Raw genomic sequence first — 21,742 nt, 5'->3', positions numbered from 1 at the left:
CCCTAACCGAACAAAGTACTCGGAGGAAGGTGGATCGGTCGATCGGGCTAGAGGGTGACGTTTCGAGCACACTCGAGAATCGTGCTGAACGGTGGCCAGTGGGTCTCGGGGGTTCGTTGCCACCGCATACCGGTCACCCTCGGATCGGCGTGGTCGCTGGCCAGCACACTGTGACAACGAACCCTATCAGTCCTCACACTCCATATCCGGAGGCGAGATCGGGCTCGTCTGATTCCACGAATCGAACTCAGCCGTAATTCGCTCGGAATCGAACCGAACCGGATATCCCGTGTCTTTCTCGAGGTACCAGAACGTGTTCGCCGGGCTTGCCGGCATCTCATAGACGTACACCGACTCGCCATCGATCGTGGTTTCGGCTGCCGGTTCAGTCTCCGGAAAGATCGCATCAGGCCGCCGGTTCGGATCGAGAGCGTGTGGCTCGATATCGTCCACGTCGCCCCGGCTACAGTACCCATCGTGGACGTAGTATCCCACGTCGCCGAAGCCGTAGAATTCGACGTCGCCACCCTCCGTCTCGATTGTGTGATGAAAATCACCCTCGTAGGCGACCTGCTCGCCAGGCCCGGCAAACTGTCCCGGGTTGATTCGGCGCATCTCGAACTCGAGGGTGTAGGACGTGTCCCATGTCAACAGCGATCCAATAGATGGGCCACCGTCGACTCGGTCGTACTCCTCGAGCGGGTCGTCGCTTTCGTCAACTGAGTCGTCGTCCGTCCCGTTCGGTGAATCACCCTCGTCGTCCGTGACGTCGGCTCCGTCATCCGTCGCGTCCGTGGAATCGCCACCGTCGTCCGAAGACTCGGTGCTCGAGGATTCGTCATCACCGCTTTCCGTGGCAGGTTCGTCAGAGCCGCTCTCGTCTCCTGAACCGCTATCGCTCGTCCCCGACACCTGGGTATCACCCACCCCATTTTCGTCCGTTGCGCTCTCGTCTGTACAGCCCGCCACGGCGATCGTCCCACCTGTCGCACATACCGTGAGAAATCGGCGTCTGCTCGCCAGTTCGTGCATAGTCTCCCTATCGTGTGGCTCCGTTAATATGTTCGGTTACTTTAACATAATCTCGAAACGAACCTGGAGGTAAGTTGGGATCGAAACGAATGACTCGAGCGATTAGACCTCGCTGCCGAAGGCGTGTAATGGGCCGTCGGATTCGTTGAAATACATCGTCTCATCGGCAATCGCAATCGATCCTGGAACGCTCGAGCGAACGGCTCTGGACCACAGTCGTTCGCCCGTCTCCGTATCGAACGCGTAGATCGTTCCCCGCTCGCTGTTGACGAGGACTTCGCCAGCACTCACCGACGGCGGCCCAAGCACGCCGTCAGTGTCCCCGGAAACCCACTCGACGTTGCCGGTTTCGGCGTCGATAGAGACGATTCGGTAATCCCGTGCAGTCTGTGCATACACCGAACCGTTTCCGACGGCCAGTCGTTCCCAGTGGAACGGGCCGGGTGCAAACCACCGGGTCCGCCCCGCCTCGATATCGAGCGCTATCAACTGTGATCGAGTGAGTGCAAAAACCGTCTCGTGTGCGACAGCCGCGGCCTCGACCGGCTCTTCAGCGGCGAACGTCCACCGAACGGAGCCGTCGGTGGTCTCGATTGCCTGGAGCGGGTCACCACCCGAGACGACGACACCATCGCCGACGGCCGGTGGCCCCTCGAGCGAATCGTCGGTATCGACCGTCCAGTCGACCTCGCCAGACGTCAGGTCGATTGCGTGGAGTTCGTCGTCAACCGCGTACGCATACCCGTCAGCGAGAGTCGGGTCACCGCTCCACATCGCTCCAGCCGGAACGCTCCACCGTCGTTCGCCCGTTTCGGCCTCGAGTGCACGGAAATCCTCGGCTGTCCCGAAGACGACCGCGTCGCCGTCGGTTGCCAGCGTACTGGTACGTACGGGCTCGTCGTGAACCCACTTTTCTGCTCCATCGTCGACCGACAGCGCCCGAACCGTTCGCCCGGCAAACACGGTTTCGCCTGCGACGACCGGTCCGGAGTCTCGATGGGCGAACGAGACCGCCGACTCGGACCAGACCGTCGTCGGGTCCGCTCGAGGTGCCCCAGTCCCGGGGTTGTACGCGGTCCCGCCAGCGTCGTAGCCGACCGCGGGCCACGCACGTCCGTCATCTATCGGATCCGGCGTCGTGACTGGCACGAGCCCCGGGTAGGCCTCGTAGACATCGACGTTTCGAAAACTCGCGTCGAATTCGAACTCGCCCTCGTCCGGTTCGGCAAAGCCCTGGTCGCTCACGAACTGTGGCCGGAACGTGATGACGACCGTCCGCTCGAGGGCAGCCGCAAGCAGTACCGGCCGCTGTCGCTCGATCGACCCCTCGGCTCCTGTGTGTGAGAGCGCCAGGACGAGATCGGCCACTCGCGCTTTGTCGCCGGTGTTTTCGACGGTGACTTCGACAGTTATCGTCTCCCCGCCGTCGTCGACGCGCTCGATTACGTTCGCTTGCAACACCGCACTGCCCGCAGACTCGTCAGAGGAGCCAGTGGAGTCTGTCGAATCGTCTGCTCCCGGTTCGTCGTCAACTGAATCGAATCGATCGAGACACCCAGCAACACCGCCGAGCAGAACACCGGTCCCCGTCAGGAGAAATTGTCGGCGACCGCTCAGCTTGCCATTATCATTCATGCCAACACGGTTAGAATATTTGCTATTAAAAGTCACCGGAAAACGCGTTGTCGAAAATCAGTGAGGGCTCGAGAATTGGTCACATACCTTGACGCGAGCAACGCTGTGATAGAACTCGATCTACCTGACGCACCCAGACGCGCCAACGGTCACCCACGGCGAGGGTTACACAGCGAGCGGATTTCGCTGTCACCGGGCTGTCTGACTGCCTACGATCTTCCTCTGTTCACAGCGAGCCAAGACGCCACGCGCGGGCTGTCGGTTCGAGCAGCCGATCAGGACCGTCACTCGAGCAACCGCTCGTATCGCGTTCCGGTCTGTTTGAGTCGTTCAACCGTCTCGAGACGTTGGTGTGGATGGGGCACGATATCCGCGCCGAGTTCCTCGATCGTTTGATCGACGAGACCTGCTTTGCGGGCGTGTATCATCGTAAACAGCGTGTACTCCCAGTCCTGTTCCGGTCGACGTGGGCGATGATAGCACTTGGTGACGAAGGGATGTCGGCCCGCCCGTTCACCGACGGCATCGATCCGGTCTTCGGGAACCGCCCAGACGACCATGCAATTGTGACGGAATCCGACAGTATGGTGGTCGATAATGAGTCCGAATCGCTTGATGAACCCCTTCGACAGACAGTCCTTGATCCCCGAAACGACTGCTGACGGCTCGAGTTCGAGTTCATCCGCAAGGTCCGTATACGGCTTCAGCGAGAGCGGGACCCCATCTTGAATCGCCTCGAGGATCGTTGCGTCTCGAGCTGTCATCTCCGGAGATTCGTCGTCTTCATCCACCGGCGACGTCGGTTCCAGCTGCAGTTCCGCACGGCGATTGCGTTCGCCACGCTCTATCCGGTCACCAACAACCGGGAACTGCAGATCGAGGCGGTATTCGGTTCGCTTTGGCAATACGAGCGGCTCAAGGCCGGTTTTCGTTGCAATCTCCTCGAGGATTTCGTCCCGGCGGCCCCTGGAGGCGGCAGTCAGGACGAACCACATGTTCCACTCGTGGGTACGGCGATAGTTGTGACTGACTTCAGGATGGCCGTTGACCGCCTCGGCGGCCGCCGCGAATTCGTCCTCCGGAACGGCAAGGGCTGCGAGGGTCGACGACCCAATCACCGAGGGATCGAGGACCGGACCGAGCCGTCGCACGATACCCGCCTCGTGATGGGCACGAACACGTTCCAGCACCGCCGCGGCCTCGAGGCCCGTGACCGCTTCGAGCGCCTCATACGGTGCTTGTCGGACCGGAAACCCACATTGATACTCGTCGAGCAGGATCGCATCCACGTCCTCGAGACCTTCTCGCCACTCGCTGTTAGCGTCTGTCACTGCAGATCCTCACCCGCTGCCAGGCGTCTCTCCGCCTTCATACGGTCGTTTCCGGAATCGTTTCGGCTTGGCTCTCGCGTTTGGTCAGTTGCCATGAGGTTGTTGTGTCCCGTTATTCGGTGTTATAATTCAGTCGGCTCAATCGAGTCCGTCCAGGCGGACGTACGGTGTGCTTGGCAAAAAGTCACTCCCTGTCGCACCCTTCTGGCGCGACGTGTTCTCTTGAGCGGAGCGAACGAGAACGAGGCCCGCTCGATGGTCAATCGAGTGTTCTCACTCGAGTGTAAACCACGTGGAAAAGGCATGCCACCTCCCGGATTTGAACCAAAATCAGACGTGCTCGCTTCGCTGCGCGCGACTGATAGGGTTCAGAATCCGGTCGTGGCAGTTTCGCGGACGACGGCTCACTCGCTTCGCTCGGTCACGTGTCGTCCGCAGAAACATGCCGCCTCCCGGATTTGAACCGGGGACAGCTCGATCTTCAGTCGAGTGCTCTCCCAGTCTGAGCTAAGGCGGCCTACTCCAACATCCGCCGATCATATAAAAAAGGATTTCGAATCCGTCCCGCGGTTCCGACCGGCGACAGTAACCCATTACCCTCACGTTACAAACATCTCGAGTCTCGAGACTCACACCGAAGCCGATAGTCTGAGGTTACGCCGCTGTATGTTGGAATTTCGGATATTCAAGACACCCTTTTCAGGTCGCCTCGCCAATGGTATCGTATGGAAGCGCTTTCCACGGGTGAGGCATCCGAGCAGCTAACAGCCGACGTGATCCTCGAGCTGCTCGCCAATCGCCGCCGCCGATACCTCCTCTATGCGCTTCGCGGCCGGGAAGACCCCATCGAACTCTCGAAGCTCGCCGAGCAGGTCGCCGGCTGGGAACACGACGTCCCACCGGACGAGGTCGCACAAAACGAGTACAAAAGCGTCTACGTGTCCTCCGTACAGTGCCACGTCCCGAAACTCGCTGACGCGGGTGTCGTCGACCACGATGACGAAAACCACACCGTCGTCCTCGCCGAGAAGTTCAGCCAACTCGAGCCCTACCTGCAAGTGGTGGTCAAAGACGAACCCGAAAACTCGACGCTGTACGAGGCACTCGACAGCGGTGCCGACGAAGGGTTCTTCGGACGCGTTCGCCAGCGACTGAGTTCCTAACTTCGCTCGAGGAGGGCATCATCGCGGCGAATAGCGACCTGCACGTACGCCCTTATGAAATATCATCGTCTCGAGTAGTAACCTCGAATTGCCCGTTGTCACAGCGCGTTTGCCCGATATTGATCCACGTTCGAGACCGCTGTCGTCGGTGCCTCGAGTCCCAACCGAGCCAGAAACTCGAGCGTGAGTCCTCCGGGGGTGGACACCCGCCTCGAGTGAATCTCGGGTGCGCTCGAGCAACGATGTGACGAGGTCCTCGAGGGCTCGGGCGGGTTCGAACCGAAATCAGACGTGCTCGCTGCGCTGCGCGCGACTGATAGGGGTCGAACCGCCTGAACTTCGCTCGCTCGTTCCGTCGTTCAACCCACCCTGCGTGTAGTTCTGTGGCGAGCAATAGCGCGAGCCACAGAAATGGCCTCGGGCGGGTTCGAACCACGGTCGCAGCGAAGCTGCTCCCTGATTCGAACCCGCCACTCGCGTCACAGTGCTGGCGCTCACGAATTTGTTCGCGCCAGCAATAGTGGGCTCGGGCGGGTTCGAACCACCGGCCTCGGCCTTGTAAAGGCCGCGTCATAACCAGCTAGACCACGAGCCCGTACCCCACCAAAGCCGGTCCGTGCGAATAACCTTTACTTTCTCGTCTCGAAACCCGGGTATGTGGCCGTCTCGCAAACGGATCTATGCTGGACTTGTTGTGAGCATCGTCGCTCTCATCGTCGGATTCGGGCTGATCCAGCTCTCGATTCTCCCCGTACCATGGACCAACGACCACGGCCAGGTCACCGTCTACGGGGACGACGGCACCGAAAAGCTCACTGTCGAGGTCGAAGTCGCTGACACCTGGGAACAACGGTATACGGGCCTGAGCGATCACGACTCCCTCGAGCCGGGCACCGGAATGCTGTTCGTCCACGGGAGCGAGGGCGACCGAACCTACGTGATGCGAGACATGGATTTCGATATCGACATCATCTTCATCGACAGCGACCGCGAAATCACGGCCATCCACCACGCTCGAGCGCCCGAACCCGGTGAGGACGGCGAAGACCTGCGCTACTCCGGACGCGCACAGTGGGTCCTCGAAGTGCCCCGCGGCACCGCAAACGACAGCGCGCTCGAGGAAGGCGACACCGTCGAAATCGAGTACGAGTGATCGGTTTCCGACTCTGGTGTCGTCATCCCCACCCGAACCAGCAAGACCAGCCGGTTTCGTCGCTCACTGGACAACGATATTTCGATTCGTAGGAAACGCTTATTGCTGACCAACCATTCAGCCCGAGCAATGAGTAGTGTCGACTGGGACGAAGACGACCCGTTCGAAGCACAACGGGAAAACATCGAAAGCCCGATGTGGCGGCTTCTCTCGGAATACGGCCGCCCCTACTGGTTTTCGGTTACCGCCGGTATTTCGGGCAGCATCTTCGCACGCTTGCTCGATCTGATTCCACCCGTATTGCTTGGCATCGCTATCGACGCCATCTTCCTCTCGACGGAGCCGTTCTCACTCCCCCTCGTTCCTGACGCCTGGCTGCCAGCGGAACCGGACCAGCAGTTCGCATTGACCGTCGTGATTATCGCCTTCTCGTTCCTGATTGGAGCCGCGTTCCACTGGATACGAAACTGGGGGTTCAACTCCTTTGCCCAGGATATCCAGCACGACGTGCGTACCGACACCTACGACAAGATGCAGCGCCTGGATATGGAGTTCTTCTCGGACAAACAGACCGGGGAGATGATGTCCATCCTCTCGAACGACGTCAACCAACTCGAGCGGTTTCTCAACGACGGGCTGAACTCGGCGTTCCGACTCGGTGTGATGGTCATCGCTATCGCGGGCATCTTGCTCTGGCTGAATCCACAACTCGCGCTCGTGGCGATGTCGCCAGTCCCACTGATCGCGGTTTTCACCTACATCTTCGTCAAGAAAATTCAGCCGAAATACGCCGCCGTTCGATCGAGCGTCGGCAAAGTCAACTCGCGCCTGGAGAACAACCTCGGTGGCATTCAGGTCATCAAGGCCGACAATACCGAGGACTACGAGTCCGGCCGCGTCGATGACGTCTCGCGAAAGTACTACGATACCAACTGGGGAGCGATTCGCCTGCGGATCAAGTTCTTCCCCGGCCTGCAGATTATCTCCGGCATCGGCTTCGTGTTGACGTTCCTGGTCGGTGGCTACTGGGTGTTCCAGGGCGCGCCTGGCCCGTTCACCGGTTCGCTCAACGAAGGCGCGTTCGTGACGTTCATCCTGCTCACCCAGCAACTCGTCTGGCCGATGGCGCAGTTCGGCCAGGTCATCAATATGTACCAGCGCGCGGAAGCCTCGAGCGAGCGAATCTTCGGCCTGATGGACGAACAGGGCCGTATCGAAACCGATACCGACGCTGAACCACTCGAGGTTCGTGACGGCCGCGTCGAGTACGACCACGTCACCTTCGGCTACAACGACGAGGAGACCATCGTCGACGATATCACCTTCGAGGTTCCCGGCGGTGACACGATTGCGCTCGTCGGCCCAACCGGTGCCGGAAAGTCGACGGTGCTCAAACTCCTGCTTCGTCTCCACGACGTCGACGAGGGGGCGATTCGAATCGACGACCAGGACATTCGCGAGGTCTCACTGCCGAGCCTGCGCCAGTCGATGGGCTATGTCGGCCAGGAATCGTACCTGTTCTACGGGACCGTCAAAGAGAACGTTACCTACGGCACGTTCGAGGCCTCCGATGAGGAAATTGTCGAAGCAGCGAAAGCTGCCGAAGCACACGACTTCATCCAGAATCTGCCCGACGGCTACGACACGATGGTCGGCGAGCGCGGCGTCAAGCTCTCAGGTGGCCAGCGCCAGCGACTGTGTATCGCCCGCGCGGTGCTCAAAGATCCGGACATCCTCATCCTCGACGAGGCGACGAGTGACGTCGACACCGAGACCGAGATGCTGATCCAGCGCTCGATCGACAAACTCACCGAGAATCGGACGACGTTCGCCATTGCCCACCGACTCTCGACGATCAAAGACGCCGACAAGATCGTCGTCCTCGAGGGTGGACAGGTCGTCGAACGCGGCTCTCACGAGGAACTACTGCAAAACGACGGGCTCTACGCTCACCTCTGGGGCGTTCAGGCGGGCGAAATCGACGAGTTACCCGAGGAGTTCATCAAACGCGCCCAGCAACGAACCGCACGGACGCAGGCCCGGCAAGACGACGACTGATCCGTTTCAGTCAGCGCAAGTACTGAACGACTTCGATCAGAACGACTCGGCCTCGCCCTCGAGATCGTCCCCCGAGGGGGTTTCTTCATCACGGTCCTCGCCGGGCGCCGGCGGCGTCCGGTCGCTGTAGTTTTTCCGTCCGATTGCGTCGTCGCTCACCATGTTCATCACGGACCCCTCAACCTCGTCGTAGGAAGCGTACTCGTCCTCGTTCAACGGAGCGATGAGTTCTTCCACCGACGCCGTTTCTTCTCCCATCTCGACTTCGATGTCGCCATGTTCCTCGAGAAGATGGTCCTGTGAGATCGGATAGTCGTGATCTTCGAGGTCGGCCTTCAGGGATCCGAGTTCGACGCCACGTTCGCGCGATTCGTTGCTCATACCTGACGTTTGCTGTAAACGCCGGTAGTTCTTGAGCCTGCGATTGCACCCACCTACAAGAGGATTCGCCTCCCACCAGTCGGTATGGAACTCACCGGCGCGACCTGGACCGACGTCGACGACTGCGAGACCGACCTCGCCGTCCTTCCGGTCGGGAGCACCGAACAGCACGGCCCGCACGCGCCCCTCGGCACTGACGTCCTCGCGGCCGAGGCAGTGACAGATGCCGCCCTCGAGCGATACGACGGCGACGTCATCTGCGCTCCCGCGATTCCAGTCGGGGTGGCCGAAGAACACCGCCACTTCGCTGGGACGATGTGGGTTTCACCGGATACCTTCCGGGCGTACGTCCGCGACTGCGTCGCCAGCCTCGCCCACCACGGCTTCGACCGCGTGGTCGTCGTCAACGGTCACGGCGGTAACGTCGATGCTCTCGCGGAGGTCACCGCCACGATAACCCGCCACGACGAAGCCTACGCCGTCCCGTTCACGTGGTTCGACAACGTCGGCGAGCACGCAGACGATATGGGCCATGGCGGCCCGCTCGAGACCGCCCTCTTGCGACACTGTCATCCGGACCTCGTTCGCGAGGACCGACTCGAGGACGCACGTGCAGGGGCCGCCGAGCGATGGGGTGAGTGGGTCAGCCACACGAACCTGGCCGTCGATTCAGACGAATTCAGCGAGAACGGTGTCGTCGGCGACCCGGGAGCGGGCGACGCCGACCGGGGAGAAGTCCTACTCGAGTTGGCGGCTGCGGCGCTCGAGCGGTTGCTCGAGGCGGTTGCCGAACGCGAGATATCGACTTCGAAAGAGCCGTCCGGAGAAACCGATAACTGACAGAACTGACGTTACTCGTCGTCGGCTTCCTCGTCGTCGCTCGAGGCCTCCTCGAGCGTGCCTTTCAGGGCGGGAATCGTCGAAGCCAGTTCGCCGACCTGTTCGCCAGCACCGGAGATGTCGGTCAGCGCGTCTTCGACGGCCTCGATCTCGGCCTCGAGGTCGTCGGCGTCCTCGAAGGCGTCTGCGCGCTCGCCCATCGTGTACCACTTTTTGGCGTCGCGAAGGTGTTCTTCGGCGTCACCCGCGTCGAGTGCAGATTTGAGGCCGTTGAGAACGCCCAGCACGTTTTCGGCGTCGGTTTCCCAGATGTCATCGGCTGCTGGCAGCGCATCCCAGGCATCGGCGAGCGAGGACTCGACGTCAGAACGCATCTCGTTCGCGGCTTCCCCGAACAGTTCGTCGTCATCCAGTGAGGCTTGGCTCATACACCTCTCTTCTCGGGCACAGGGGTTAAAAGATAGCCCAAAAGTGAAAGTGAAATCCTATGATTTGGACGCTCTAAAAGCAAAATAGCGCCCTCGTTTCGAAAGGTTCCCACGATCGGTGACTGTGCGAACGGGGCACTCGAATTGCGAGTGGGTTGAACGCCAGCCGTAGCTCCCGATGGGATGTTAGTATTGTTAAGATTTTACAAAAGCACAGCTCGAGCGAACCGCACTCGAGACGGGAACTCCGAGAGTAGTCTCCCTACCCGATCGTGAGAACCCGGTCCGAACTCGTCACGACCTCGAGCAAATCGGTCATCGTCGAAATGGGACAGAGTTCGCTCCCATCGTCGTTTCGAATCTCGAGACAGGTGCCACAGGCGAGCAGTTCACCGCCTGCATCCACGAACGCCTCCATGCGGTCGCGGACGTCGAACTGCTCGTCTTCGATTACTTCCGCCTCGACGCCTTCGCCGAGGAGGAACGCCGAGACGTCGTTGCCGTCCTCGAGGGCGGTAATGCCGAGCCGAAACGCATTCCAGACCCGTTCGGGATCGCTCGTTTCGACGACGAGTCCGAGCGTTTCGACGCCATCTGTCCGTGATTGCTGGACCATGGTTGTGTTCTATACCCCCAATACTGATAAGACTATTGTCCCAGATGTGCAACGACGGGAACTCGTCTCACTCACGTACCGACTCGAGGGCCATCAACGGATAGCCGTCTTCCATCTCCATGCGGGTGACGACCTCGATTTCCTCGTAATCGATGACGATTTCCACCTCGAGAAACCGACCCGTGAGTTCCGTGTAGGAGGCGGTCGATTCCTCGAGGGCCGCCTCGAGAGCGTCTCGCTGGACCTCGACGGTGACAGACCGACAGTAGGGCTGGTTTTCGATGGCCTCCTCGATCGCCCGCTCGAGGCTGTCGGCGCTCTCGAGGCTGAGGGGCGTCCCGGCGAACTGGTGATACAGCGAGCCGAATTTGATACCGGCTTCGAAACACGCCTGTTCGACATCCATCGGTGGTCTGGAAGCGTTCGACGGCGAGTCGCTGGCGTCCGAATCGGGTGACATACTCGAGTGTTCGACCCTGGTGACGTGACCGTTGCGGTCGCGAGCGCTATGATAGCAAAATCGAACGAATCGGTCGTTTCCGGAATGCTGAGAGTCCACCATTTTTATCCGTGTTAGGTCTCACTTTCGTGGTACACATGGGAGTACTCGACTCGTTTGGCACGCTCGCAAGCGCCGTGATCGCCGCAGTTGTCATGCTCGCGTTCTCGATACTCAGCCTGTTCGTAATGGTGTTCATCGTCGACGTGGCGGCGGCAATCGGCAATATCTCGCCTGCAGATGACTACGTCATCCTCAGCGCCTCCATCATCGCAGCGGCCGCCATCATCGCCGGCAGCACGGGTTTTGCCACCCCCGAAGAGGAAGCGTAGAGACCGCCCCGGTGGGAGATTGACCCGCGCAGTGATGACCCCTCGAGTTGTAATATCCTCGCTCGAGCGAACCGATCTATTTTATCATAGCCCGCCGTCGTTCGGTCGTCACCGGACGCGTCGGACGCATTGGTATCTATTCCGTAGTGGGTTAGTATTAGTTCGATACCAGGTTCTCACACGCCTTCTACCCCCACGAGCGACCCGTCGAAAGCCGGAGAGGTGAGCAGTGTTTCCAAGTGTTAATATTCCTGTAGTATGAGAGGCCGGTATGAGCGAGTCTATCGAGACCGACGTCCTCGAGGAACTGGCACGATTGCCGACGATGGCACACCCCACGGTGAGCCCCGACGGCGACGAAGTTGCCCTCTACTACGACATTTCGGGTCGCAACGAACTCCACGTCCTCGATATCGAGAGCGGTGACCTCGAGCAGTGGTCGGCTGGCGAGGTGCCGCGAAACGCCCGCTGGTACGTCTCCTGGGGTGCCGACGGCGACCGCGTATTCTTCCACCTCGACGACGACGGCAACGAGCAAAACGATATTTACGCGCTGTCTCGAGACGGTGACGTCGAATCGGTCGTCGAGATGGACGGACAGGTAGCGATTCAGGACGTTGGGGACGACGGCGAAACCCTCGTCCTCGGCTCCTCGAGAGACGGCCAGATGAACCTGTATCGCCACGACCTGCCGACCGGTGAGACGACGAAGATCACGAACTACGAACGTGCCGCCGGCGGAGCGACCATCTCCCCCGACGGCGAACGCGTGGCGTTCACGACCAACGAATCGGATGACTACAACAACAAGGACGTCTACGTGATGGATGTCGATGGTTCGAACCCGCGGAACCTCGAGATCGGTGACGACGGTGCAGAGGCCGGCGCGGACGACTGGAGCCCGGATGGCGAACGATTGCTGGTGAGCGACAACTCGGCCGACCTCGGCCGTGCCGGGGTCTACGACCTCGAGAGCGAGACGGTCGAGTGGTACGGCACCGGCGAGTTCGAGGAGAGCGCCAGCGCGTTCCTCCCCGACGGCAAGCGAATCCTGGTGATGCGAAGCCGCGACGCGGTCGCCGTCCCCGTCGTCTACGACCTCGAGACCGGCGAGGGACGCGAGTTCGACGTTCCGGACGGCGTCGCCTCCCTCGGCGGCTACGGCCCCGGCACCGTCGTCATCGACGACGACCGCGTGCTCCTCCAACACACGACGCCGACGAGCCGATCCGAACTGCTCGTTTACGACCTCGAAACCGACAGCTACGAGACACTGCTCGAGGCCGAGTACGGCCCGTTCGATCCCGAGGACTTCGCCGACGCCGAGTATCTGCGTGTCGACTCCGACGGGATTCCGGAAACGCCACAACGCGCCGTCGAACACGACCCCTACGACGAACTCGAGATCGGAGCCCTGTTTTACGATTCGGGTGAACGACCGTCGCCGCTCATCGTGAACCCTCACGGTGGCCCGCGAGCGCGGGACGTCAAGCGCTTCAATCTCTACACGCAGGTACTGGTCTCACAGGGCTTTTCGGTGCTTCAGATCAACTACCGCGGTTCGACCGGCCGCGGCCGCGAGTTCGTCCGCGAACTGTACGACGACTGGGGCGGAGCCGAACAGGGCGACGTCGCCGTCGCCACCGAAGCCGTCCTCGAGCGATACGACTGGCTCGACGAGGATCGCGTCGTCGTCTTCGGGGGCTCCTACGGCGGCTACTCGGCGTACTGGCAGATGGTCCAGTACCCCGAATTGTACGACGCCGGCGTCGCCTGGATCGGGCTCACCGACCTCGAGGACATGTTCGAGAATACGATGCCACACTTCCGCACCGAGTTGATGGAGACCTACCTGGGAACGCCCCAAGAGAACCCCGACCTCTATGGCGAACGGAGTCCTGTCACCCACGTCGACAACGTCGACGCGCCCCTGTTCATGGTCCACGGCGTCAACGACCGCCGGGTTCCCGTCTCACAGGCTCGAATCTTCCGAGAGGCCATGCTCGAGGCGGGCTACGAGGAAGGGAAAACAGGCGACGAGTTCGAGTACGAAGAACTCGGCGAGGAAGGTCACGCCTCCTCGGATCAGGAACAGAAACTCCGGATGTTCGAACTGCTCGCTGACTTCCTCGAGCGACGCGTGAGCGGCGAATAACCGCGGTTGGCGAAACGCCCCTTCGGTCAGGAACGCATCGTGGCGCCTCAGTTCCCGTTGTACCGCCTCGAGACCGTTAGTTCATCCCCTCGGTCCCGAACACGTCGTTGGGCAATCGAACCGACGTCGGGCCCGAGCCGCGTAGCTCGAACGATGGACGGCCCTCCGTGCGCGCCTCGAGGTCGGCGAAGACCAGTTGTACGCCGCCCGTATCGGCTGCCTCGGACGTCGATGGCGACGGCTCGTCGACCGCGAACGAGACGTCCAGTTCGGTCCAGTCGGACGGTTCCTCGTCCGTGGTCGGCGTCGCTTCGACCGGTTCGACGGGCTCACTCTCGAGCGCTCGAGCGGCGTCCGCGAGATCGGCGAACAGGTCGCTGGCGAGGGTGTCATCGCCGTCGACTGCAGGATCAGTGGTCGGCGTGTGGTCCGGTTCGACGGGCGTGTCGGACTCCGCCTGTGTAATCACGTCTTCTGGCGTCTCGATACCGAACGCATCGAGTACGGCGTCCGGGTCCGGCTCGATCTCCGGAAACAGGTCCGCTGTCGTGTCAGTGTCGTCTCCCATACCCGCCATGTTAACGGCTACCACTATGGTTACGATCCGATTACCGATCGGTTGGCAGCCCCTTCCGGCCGACAAACGACCCGTTCGAACCGTCTGGAGCGCAAGGATTTACTGCCTCGAGGGCCTGGACTGTGGTAATGACACAGATGCGGATCGCATTGTTGAACGCCGCGTACGACGGCGAGGAAACCCGGCGGAACTTTCGACGCGAACTCGACGCCTCGCTGGCGGAATTCGATATTACTGACGGCGAGTTACCCGAGACCTTCGCCTACGACGGCGTCGTCGTCACCGGTTCTCGCGCTTCGGTGTACTGGGACGAAGACTGGATTGAACCGGCGAAGGATTGGGCGAGAAAGGCTATCGACCGTGGACTGCCGTGTCTCGGCATCTGTTGGGGTCACCAGTTCCTCGCCGACGTCCTCGGCGGCACCGTCGACGACATGGGCGAGTACGAAGTCGGCTACAGCGAGATCGAACACACCGGTGACTCCCGACTGTTCGAGGGAATTGACCGTCGGTTCACCGCCTACACGAGCCACTCTGACGCGGTCTTCGAGCTTCCGCCCGGTGCGACCCCGATTGCCGAAAACGCCTACTCGAACCACGGCTACCGTCTCGAACACGTCTTTGGCGTCCAGTTTCACCCCGAGTTCGATCAGGCGACGATGCACAAACTGCTCACGAACAAAGAGCTCGAAGCAGAGACACGCGAACGATTACTCGCCGAACTAACCGACGAAAACCACGCAAAAACGCGACCCTCGAGCCTCGTGTTCGAGAACTTCACCGAGTACGTGCGAGAACTGCAAGCGGCCAGGAATTCGGAGCCGCGAGACGTTTCGGCCTAACGACCTGTGTCCCTATTTCGATCCATCTTCCTCCGTAACGACCCGTTTTGCCCGAACATATTCACGCAATTCCCAACCCCTTAGATTCTGCGCGGTCGTTTAGAATAGGTCCCCCATAGCTGGGAACGTAATGAAGCATTATCGCTCGAGCGACGAAGGCATGGTTTCCCGTCGGCGCTTGTTGTCGACTGTTGGCGTCACCGGACTGGCTGCACTCGCTGGCTGTACGTCCCCGACGCCGCAACCAGATACTGGAGAGGAGACGTCGACACAGTCCACAGGAAGCAACTGGCAGGGAAGCGACGCCACGGACGTCGAAACCGACCACCCATACACCTCACCACCAGAAGTTTTCGACCTCGACGAAACGAACGGTGACGTCACCCTCTCGACGGTAGCCGCGCGCCACCAGTTGCTCGGCGACGAAACGAGTGGCGGCCCCTGGGAACTCCCCGAGGTATGGGCGTGGAAAACCGCCGACGGCGAGCCAAGCGTACCTGGCCCGGTCCTCCGCGTGACCGAAGGGACGGAGATGGAGATTACCTACGACAACACCAACCACACCCGGCCACACACGTTCCACGTTCACGCCCTCGAGAAGAGCTGGATGGACGACGGCGCGCCGACGACAACCGGCCAGCAGATTGCCGGCGGCGAGACTGGAACCTACGAGATCACCGCGAACGTGCCGGGAACCCACCTCTATCACTGTCACTTCCAGACCCAGAATCACCTCGATATGGGGATGTACGGCATCCTCCGCGTCGACCCGGTCGATTACGAGCCGCCGGACAAGGAGTTCTTCATGACGGTCAAAGACTGGGATAGCCGCCTCTCGGCCTCGATGGCCGGCGGCGACGTCGACTTCAGTCACCGCGACCGCAATCCGGACGTGTTCACCGTCAACGGCCGGGCAGCACCGTACAGCCTCCACCCCGAAGAAGGCTCCCCGATGATCGTCGAACAGGGCGACCGCGTCCGCGTTCACCTCACCAACAACGGGTACGAATCGCACTCGATGCACACCCACAACCACCGGTTCGAAATGGTGGAAAAAGACGGGAGCGTCATCCCCGACGGCGCTCGATACAAAGAGGACGTCATCCCGGTCTCACCCGCCGAACGCAAGACCATCGAGTTCACCGCCGACGCCGACCCCGGCATCTACGCCATGCACTGTCACAAAGTGAACCACGTGATGAACGGTGACCGCTATCCCGGCGGAATGCTCACCGGTATCGTTTACGAGGACGCCCTCGAGACCGAGCAGTTCGCCGACCTGATGGCGAACGCCGGCTACGAGGGATAAGCGAGCGAAAACGGCATCCTCGAGCCAACCCGACCCGAAGTATTTGTTTCGAGACGTCCAAGCGATGCTATGGGCGAACGAGCCTGTTACCGGACTAGCTGTCAATCGTGTGCCGCTATCGTCACGATAGTCGACGAGACGTGCCCCGACTGTGGCAGTCACCTCGAGCATCACGGATCGGACTCGAAAACGACGGAGAGCGAGCCTTCGTGACGACCTCGAACCTGACGGTGCTCGAGCGGACCACGCCAGCCGAGTGAAAGAGCTACCCTTACCCCTCGAGCGAAAGAGCTACCTTTACTCCTCGAGCGCGTCTGCCAGCACTTCTATCGGCGTCGGCGGTTCCTCTGTCGCTCCGGGTCGGTCGCCGAGTTGGGTTCGACAGGACGCGCCGGGGGTGACGACGCGGTCGCCGTCGCTCGCTGAGACCTGATCGTACAGCACGTCGGCGATGGCTTTGCTCATCGAGTAGTGTTCGGCCTCGTAGCCGAAACTGCCGGCCATCCCACAGCAACTCGAGTCGAGCGGGTCGACCCGATAGCCCGCCCGGCGGAGGACGCCAACTGCGTGGTGGTCTTTCGCGTGGGCCTTCTGGTGGCAGTGGCCGTGATAGACGAGATGCTCCTCGGGTGCGTCGAAGTCGATCTCGGCATCGAGGTCGAATCGGTCCAGATACTCACAGATTCCGTAGGTGCTGTCGGCGACGGCGTCGACGTCGTCCCCGACGAGCAAGTCGCGGTAATCCGACTGTACCATGACCGCGTCGGAGGGCTCGAGCAAGATCACGTCCCAGCCGTTCTCGACGTACGGTTCGAGGCCGTCGACGGTCCCTCGAGCCTTGTCACCCGCCACGTCGAGCATCCCCTTCGAGAAGGCGGGCCGACCGACGTCGCGAGGAGTGGCAACCTGCACGTGGACGCCTGCGGCCTCGAGGACGGCCAGCGCCGCCTCGCCGGCCTCGGGATACTCGTGGTTGGTGTAAACGTCGGGAATCAACAACGCTCGGCGGACGGCCTCGCTTTCCGGAACGGCCGGCTCGTGGTCGGCAGTGCGCTTGGCGAACGTTCGGCCCTGGAATTCCGGGAGGTCGCGTTCGGCGGAAATCCCGAGAGCCTTCTCCGCGAGCAGGTCAGCACCCGGTAGCGCCGACAACCAGTTCGAAACCGGCGCGGTCGCGCTGCCGAGGGCCGCCAGCCGATCGAAGTTCGCGAACACCCGGTCCCGAAGCGAAATGCCGTTTCGTTCGTGGTACTCGTGGACGACCTCGGCTTTCAGCTTCGCCATGTCGACCCCGCTCGGGCAGTCGTGTTTACACCCCTTACAGCCGATACAGAGGTCGAGCACCTCCTCGACGAACTCGTCGTCGAACTGGCTCTCCGGGTCTAGCTCGCCGCTCATGGCCCCCCGGAGCGCGTTCGCCCGCCCGCGCGTCGAAAGGATCTCCTCGTGGCTGGCACGGAAGGTCGGACACATCACGCCGCCGGTCGTCGACTGTTCGCCCCGGCAACCGCCACAACCGTGACAGAGTTCGGCCATACCCTGGAAGCCGTTGTCCTCGTCCCACTCGAGGACGGGGTCGAAGCCGGCGTCGAACGCGTAGTCAGGACCGAAGCGGTGGTTCTCGGTCATGTCGGTCGGGTCGTCGTCCCGGAAGACGACCTGGCCGGGATTCAAGAGCCAATCCGGGTCGAAAGCGGTCTTGAGTTCCTGGAAGGTCTCCCAGAGCGTCTCGCCGTAGAGTTTACGGTTCCACTGGGTTCTCGCCCGACCGTCGCCGTGTTCGCCCGAGACGGAGCCGTCGTACTCGACGACGAGGTCGGTGACGGCGTCCGCGATAGACTCCATAGCATCGAGGCCCGCCTCGGTTTTCGTGTTCACCAGCGGTCGGATGTGGAGGACACCGGGCCCGGCGTGAGCGTAGAAACTGGCGTAGGTATCGTGGTCCTCGAGGATTTCCTGGAAGTCGGCGACGAACGCCCGCAGGTTCTCGGGCGGGATACCGGTATCCTCGATGAAAGCAACGTGTTTCTCGTCGGTCGTTCGCGAGAGCAAGATCGGGAGCCCCGACTTGCGGAGTTTCCAGATCTTCGCCCGTTCGGCGTCGTCGTAGGCCTCGACCGCGTCGAACGCGAAGACGTCCGCGCCGGTCACGGTCCGTTTCTCCTCGGCGGCAGGGGCCTGCTCGGTATCGACGGTCGGACAGCGGTCTGCCACCAGGTTCGCCACCTTTTGTTTCCCTTCGGCCACGTCATCAGCGTAGAACTCGACGATCAACACGGCGGCCGTTCCGTCGGGCAGCAGTTCGGTCGTCGGGGCGAACTCCGCTGTATCCCGTGCGAGATCGATCATCACGTCGTCGATCACCTCGACGGCGGCCGGATCGTGCTCGACGATCGCCTGAACGTCGTCCATTGCCTCGAGTACGGACTCGTAAGCGAGCAAGACCATACTCTTCTCGGCCGGCACCGGTTCGAGTCCGACCGTCGCTTCGGTGACGATGGCGAGGGTTCCTTCGCTCCCACAGAGCAGTTTCGCGAGGTTGATCGTTCCGCCCTCCGCGTTGGGTTCGCCGATGCCGCGCTCGACGCCCCGGGCATCGTCAACGAGCCAATCGAGATTGTAGCCGGAAACGTTGCGCTTCAGGTCGGGGTACTGTGCTTCGATCAGGTCACCCTGTTCCTCGAGAATGCGAGCTACCTCGGCGTAGATCGCCGCCTCGAGGTCGTCGCCATCGGCGAGTTCCGGGAGATCCTCGAGGGTGACTTCGCCGAAGGTAGTGACGGTACCGTCGGCGAGGACGACTTCGACGGATTCGACGTACGCGTCGGTCTTGCCGTACTGCAGGGAGTGTGCACCCGTCGAGTTGTTGCCGATTGCACCGCCGAGTGCACTCTTATCACCCCAGGCGGGGTCGGGCGCGAACTTCAGGTCGTGTGGCGCGAGCGCCTCGTTGAGCGAACCGAGGTAGATTCCCGACTGGACGCTGGCCCGTCGACCCTCGGGGTCGACCTCGAGGACGCCGTCCATGTGCTTCGTGAAATCCAGGACGACAGCCTCGTTGACCGTCTGGCCGGCGAGGCTCGTGCCGCCGCCGCGAGGTAAGACGGGAATCTCGTGGTCGGCACAGTAGGTGACGACCGCAGCGACGTCGTCGGTCGATTTCGGGAAGACGACCGCGATCGGCGTCATCTCGTAGATGCTCGCATCGGTCGCGTACAGCTGTCTCGAGTAACCGTCACCGCGGACTTCGCCCGCTATCCGTGCCTCGAGTGCAGTGACGAGGCTCGGTTGCTCGACGTCGTCGCTCCGATAGTCGTAGTTCGCCTGCGAGTCGGTTGCAGGGTCCGGTGTGAGTGTCGTTCGTGACCGTGAGTCGGTTGGATCGGTTGCCATTGGATTTCGGAATTCGCCGCAGTTTGGTTGTCTGTCTGTACTCTCTCGATACTCAAAACACGTCGGGGAAGAACACGTACGTAAAGAGGACTGTCCACACCCCGACGAACACCGTGTAGTAGACGAGCGGAATGAGATTGAGCCGAATAACGCGACCCTCTTCGCCGATGAGGCCGACGGTGGCGAGCGCGGCGACGACGTTGTGGATCGCGACGAGGTTGCCGATTGCTCCGCCGACAGTCTGGGCACCGACGATGAGTTCGCGTGACAGGCCGAGTCGTTCGGCCGCGACGAACTGGAACGGACCGAAGGTGATGTTCGAGACGGTGTTCGAACCGACCAGTGCGGCCCCCAGGGCACCGATGAGCGCCGCAACCATCGGATAGGCCGGGCCGAACGCGTTCGCCGTGGCAGTTCCGAGGACGACGATCATGCTGTCCAGACCGTCGGCGTGTGAGCCCGACTGCAACATCACCTGCGCCATCGCGAGGACGAACACGAGCGCGATCAGCGGGGCGAGCAGCTTCGAACCGGCGCCCACCCAGGCTTCGCCGACCTGTCGACGGTTCATCCCGAACACGCCGACGGCTGCTATCGCACTCACCAGCAGCCAGGTGCCGGGAACGTAGGTGAAATTGACGCCAGTCTCGAGACTCGTTCCGAGGATGTTCGTCCACTCGAAGAGGAACAGACCGACGGTGAACTCGCCGGCCCCGGTTGCGACCGTCCCTAGAACGAGCGAAACCTGCCGTCCGAGCAGCGACACCTGTTCGCCGCGAAGCAGCGCCGAAAACGGGTCGTAGACGCGAGTCAACAACAACAGCACGACCAGCAAGACGTACGGCGACCAGGCACGGGCCAGGGAGATGTCGTGGTTCCGGGTCAGGACCGTGTTGACGTCGCTCGGCTGAATCGATCCCAGCCAGTGGTCGGGCCACTCGTCCTGGTCGGGGAACGTCCACTCGTCATCGGGCAGGAAGTAGCCAGCCCGCAGTGCAGCCACGGTAATTCCTGCGCCGACCATCGACCCCACCAGCGACGGAAACTCCGCGCTGATAAACCAGGCCGACAGCCAGTACGGCACCACGAAACTGAGCCCAGCGAACAGACAAAGCGGCACCACTGCGAGGGCCGGTTGTATCGATCGATCGGCCGGATCACCGAAGAAGTAGACGACCATCCCCACCGCGAACAACGGCATGACGAAGCCGACGAGCAGGTGATAGGTCGCGGCCCACGCGGCGACGTTGACCGCGAACTCGGTGGCAGTCAGGCCTTCCGCTTCGATCGCCTGATTGATCTCGAAGACGCTTGCCATGGGTTCTCTGATGCCGACGATGATCGGCGTCCCGACCGCACCGTAGGTGACGGCGATGATGTGTCCGATCAACGCAGCGACCACGGCGGCCAGCGCCGGAAAGCCGAGGCCGAGCAACAGCGGCGCGACGACCGCGGCGGGCGCGCCGAAACCGGCCGCGCCTTCGATAAATGTCGAGAGGAAGAACGCAATCAACACGACCTGTACGCGGCGGTCCTCGCTAATCATCGCAAAACCGCTATTGAGAACGTCGAATGCGCCCGCACGCAACATCGTATACAGCAAGACGAGCGCCCCGAAGACGATAAAGAGAATCTGAATCGCGATAACGATACCTTCGATGGTCGCCGCGGCCAACCATCTAACTGGCATCCCCCAGACAACGAACGCGACGAGGAGTGCCGAAAGCCACGCGATTGGCATCGCTCGCGTTGCCGGCCAGAGAAAGCCCACGAGTAAGACGCTCACGACGAGCAACGGTATCGCAGCGAAGGCCACGGTCGCCACATCACCCATCATTGACCCCGCCACTCTCCCGTCCTCGAGCGTTCCCCCGCCACAACCCTGTCACGATACACCATGGGTAGATTGACGGTGTATAGTTAGTGTCCCCTTTAATAACCTTGTGTACCGCCCGGGAGCCATCGCAGGAGGCTACCAACGAGGTGATACTTTCTTCC

18 protein-coding genes and 2 tRNA genes are annotated in these 21,742 nt (G+C 61.5%); 8 read left to right on the top strand and 12 right to left on the bottom strand.

Features of this window, described 5'->3' with window-relative positions:
• Nucleotides 1–186: 186 nt before the first annotated feature.
• From NLK60_RS12170 to NLK60_RS12155, 4 genes are all read right to left on the bottom strand, one after another.
• Nucleotides 187–1,032, bottom strand: coding sequence for a hypothetical protein (locus tag NLK60_RS12170; RefSeq protein WP_254808043.1), 846 nt, complete (start codon nt 1,030–1,032; stop codon nt 187–189).
• Between the two features lie 102 nt (nt 1,033–1,134).
• Complete coding sequence (locus tag NLK60_RS12165; RefSeq protein WP_254808042.1) at nt 1,135–2,667, bottom strand: PQQ-binding-like beta-propeller repeat protein; 1,533 nt, start codon at nt 2,665–2,667, stop codon at nt 1,135–1,137.
• A gap of 284 nt (nt 2,668–2,951) precedes the next feature.
• Nucleotides 2,952–3,998 (bottom strand): siroheme decarboxylase subunit beta, encoded by a 1,047-nt coding sequence (gene ahbB, locus NLK60_RS12160; RefSeq protein ID WP_254808041.1) that lies wholly within the window; start codon nt 3,996–3,998, stop codon nt 2,952–2,954.
• A 443-nt stretch (nt 3,999–4,441) separates the two neighbouring features.
• A tRNA-Phe gene (locus tag NLK60_RS12155) sits at nt 4,442–4,515 on the bottom strand.
• A gap of 208 nt (nt 4,516–4,723) precedes the next feature.
• Between NLK60_RS12155 and NLK60_RS12150 the strand changes: the two genes are divergently transcribed.
• Nucleotides 4,724–5,161: a DUF7344 domain-containing protein gene (locus tag NLK60_RS12150; RefSeq protein ID WP_254808040.1), complete on the top strand. Its 438-nt coding sequence runs from the start codon at nt 4,724–4,726 to the stop codon at nt 5,159–5,161.
• Nucleotides 5,162–5,682: 521 nt separating this feature from the next.
• Here NLK60_RS12150 and NLK60_RS12145 read toward each other — a convergent pair.
• A tRNA-Val gene (locus NLK60_RS12145) sits at nt 5,683–5,756 on the bottom strand.
• Between the two features lie 60 nt (nt 5,757–5,816).
• Between NLK60_RS12145 and NLK60_RS12140 the strand changes: the two genes are divergently transcribed.
• Nucleotides 5,817–6,314: a DUF192 domain-containing protein gene (locus NLK60_RS12140; protein ID WP_425499049.1), complete on the top strand. Its 498-nt coding sequence runs from the start codon at nt 5,817–5,819 to the stop codon at nt 6,312–6,314.
• Between the two features lie 129 nt (nt 6,315–6,443).
• Nucleotides 6,444–8,372 carry an ABC transporter ATP-binding protein gene (locus NLK60_RS12135; RefSeq protein ID WP_254808038.1) on the top strand — a complete coding sequence of 643 codons (1,929 nt, stop codon included), beginning with the start codon at nt 6,444–6,446 and terminating at the stop codon, nt 8,370–8,372.
• Nucleotides 8,373–8,408: 36 nt separating this feature from the next.
• On the opposite strand, the gene NLK60_RS12130 is transcribed toward NLK60_RS12135, so the two are convergent.
• Nucleotides 8,409–8,753, bottom strand: coding sequence for a DUF5789 family protein (locus NLK60_RS12130; protein ID WP_254808037.1), 345 nt, complete (start codon nt 8,751–8,753; stop codon nt 8,409–8,411).
• 84 nt (nt 8,754–8,837) lie between these two features.
• Here NLK60_RS12130 and NLK60_RS12125 point away from each other — a divergent pair, with 84 nt between their 5' ends.
• The gene (locus NLK60_RS12125) at nt 8,838–9,593 is read left to right on the top strand and encodes a creatininase family protein (protein ID WP_254808036.1); all 756 of its coding nucleotides are present in this window, start codon (nt 8,838–8,840) and stop codon (nt 9,591–9,593) included.
• An 11-nt stretch (nt 9,594–9,604) separates the two neighbouring features.
• On the opposite strand, the gene NLK60_RS12120 is transcribed toward NLK60_RS12125, so the two are convergent.
• From NLK60_RS12120 to NLK60_RS12110, 3 genes are all read right to left on the bottom strand, one after another.
• Nucleotides 9,605–10,021, bottom strand: coding sequence for a DUF5790 family protein (locus NLK60_RS12120; RefSeq protein WP_254808035.1), 417 nt, complete (start codon nt 10,019–10,021; stop codon nt 9,605–9,607).
• A 262-nt stretch (nt 10,022–10,283) separates the two neighbouring features.
• Nucleotides 10,284–10,637: a DsrE family protein gene (locus NLK60_RS12115; protein ID WP_254808034.1), complete on the bottom strand. Its 354-nt coding sequence runs from the start codon at nt 10,635–10,637 to the stop codon at nt 10,284–10,286.
• A gap of 67 nt (nt 10,638–10,704) precedes the next feature.
• A complete protein-coding gene (locus NLK60_RS12110) occupies nt 10,705–11,097 on the bottom strand; it encodes a dihydroneopterin aldolase family protein (protein WP_425499048.1) in 393 nt (130 codons plus the stop codon).
• 137 nt (nt 11,098–11,234) lie between these two features.
• Between NLK60_RS12110 and NLK60_RS12105 the strand changes: the two genes are divergently transcribed.
• Complete coding sequence (locus tag NLK60_RS12105; protein WP_254808033.1) at nt 11,235–11,468, top strand: hypothetical protein; 234 nt, start codon at nt 11,235–11,237, stop codon at nt 11,466–11,468.
• Between the two features lie 271 nt (nt 11,469–11,739).
• Nucleotides 11,740–13,623, top strand: a complete 1,884-nt coding sequence (locus NLK60_RS12100; protein WP_254808032.1) for a S9 family peptidase — start codon at nt 11,740–11,742, stop codon at nt 13,621–13,623.
• 76 nt (nt 13,624–13,699) lie between these two features.
• Here the strand turns inward: NLK60_RS12100 and NLK60_RS12095 are convergent, their stop codons facing one another.
• A complete protein-coding gene (locus NLK60_RS12095) occupies nt 13,700–14,191 on the bottom strand; it encodes a hypothetical protein (protein WP_254808031.1) in 492 nt (163 codons plus the stop codon).
• Between the two features lie 137 nt (nt 14,192–14,328).
• On the opposite strand from NLK60_RS12095, the gene NLK60_RS12090 reads away from it, so the two are divergent.
• Nucleotides 14,329–15,042: a type 1 glutamine amidotransferase gene (locus NLK60_RS12090; protein ID WP_254808030.1), complete on the top strand. Its 714-nt coding sequence runs from the start codon at nt 14,329–14,331 to the stop codon at nt 15,040–15,042.
• 130 nt (nt 15,043–15,172) lie between these two features.
• The gene (locus tag NLK60_RS12085) at nt 15,173–16,351 is read left to right on the top strand and encodes a multicopper oxidase domain-containing protein (protein WP_254808029.1); all 1,179 of its coding nucleotides are present in this window, start codon (nt 15,173–15,175) and stop codon (nt 16,349–16,351) included.
• A 297-nt stretch (nt 16,352–16,648) separates the two neighbouring features.
• Here the strand turns inward: NLK60_RS12085 and NLK60_RS12080 are convergent, their stop codons facing one another.
• Nucleotides 16,649–19,744, bottom strand: coding sequence for an FAD-binding and (Fe-S)-binding domain-containing protein (locus NLK60_RS12080; RefSeq protein ID WP_254808028.1), 3,096 nt, complete (start codon nt 19,742–19,744; stop codon nt 16,649–16,651).
• Between the two features lie 52 nt (nt 19,745–19,796).
• Nucleotides 19,797–21,578, bottom strand: a complete 1,782-nt coding sequence (locus NLK60_RS12075) for an L-lactate permease (protein WP_254810479.1) — start codon at nt 21,576–21,578, stop codon at nt 19,797–19,799.
• Nucleotides 21,579–21,742 lie beyond the last annotated feature (164 nt).

It is taken from the genome of Natronosalvus amylolyticus, assembly GCF_024298845.1.
GTDB classification, from domain to species: Archaea; Halobacteriota; Halobacteria; order Halobacteriales; family Natrialbaceae; genus Natronosalvus; species Natronosalvus amylolyticus.
This window is presented reverse-complemented; position numbering and strand designations above follow the sequence as displayed.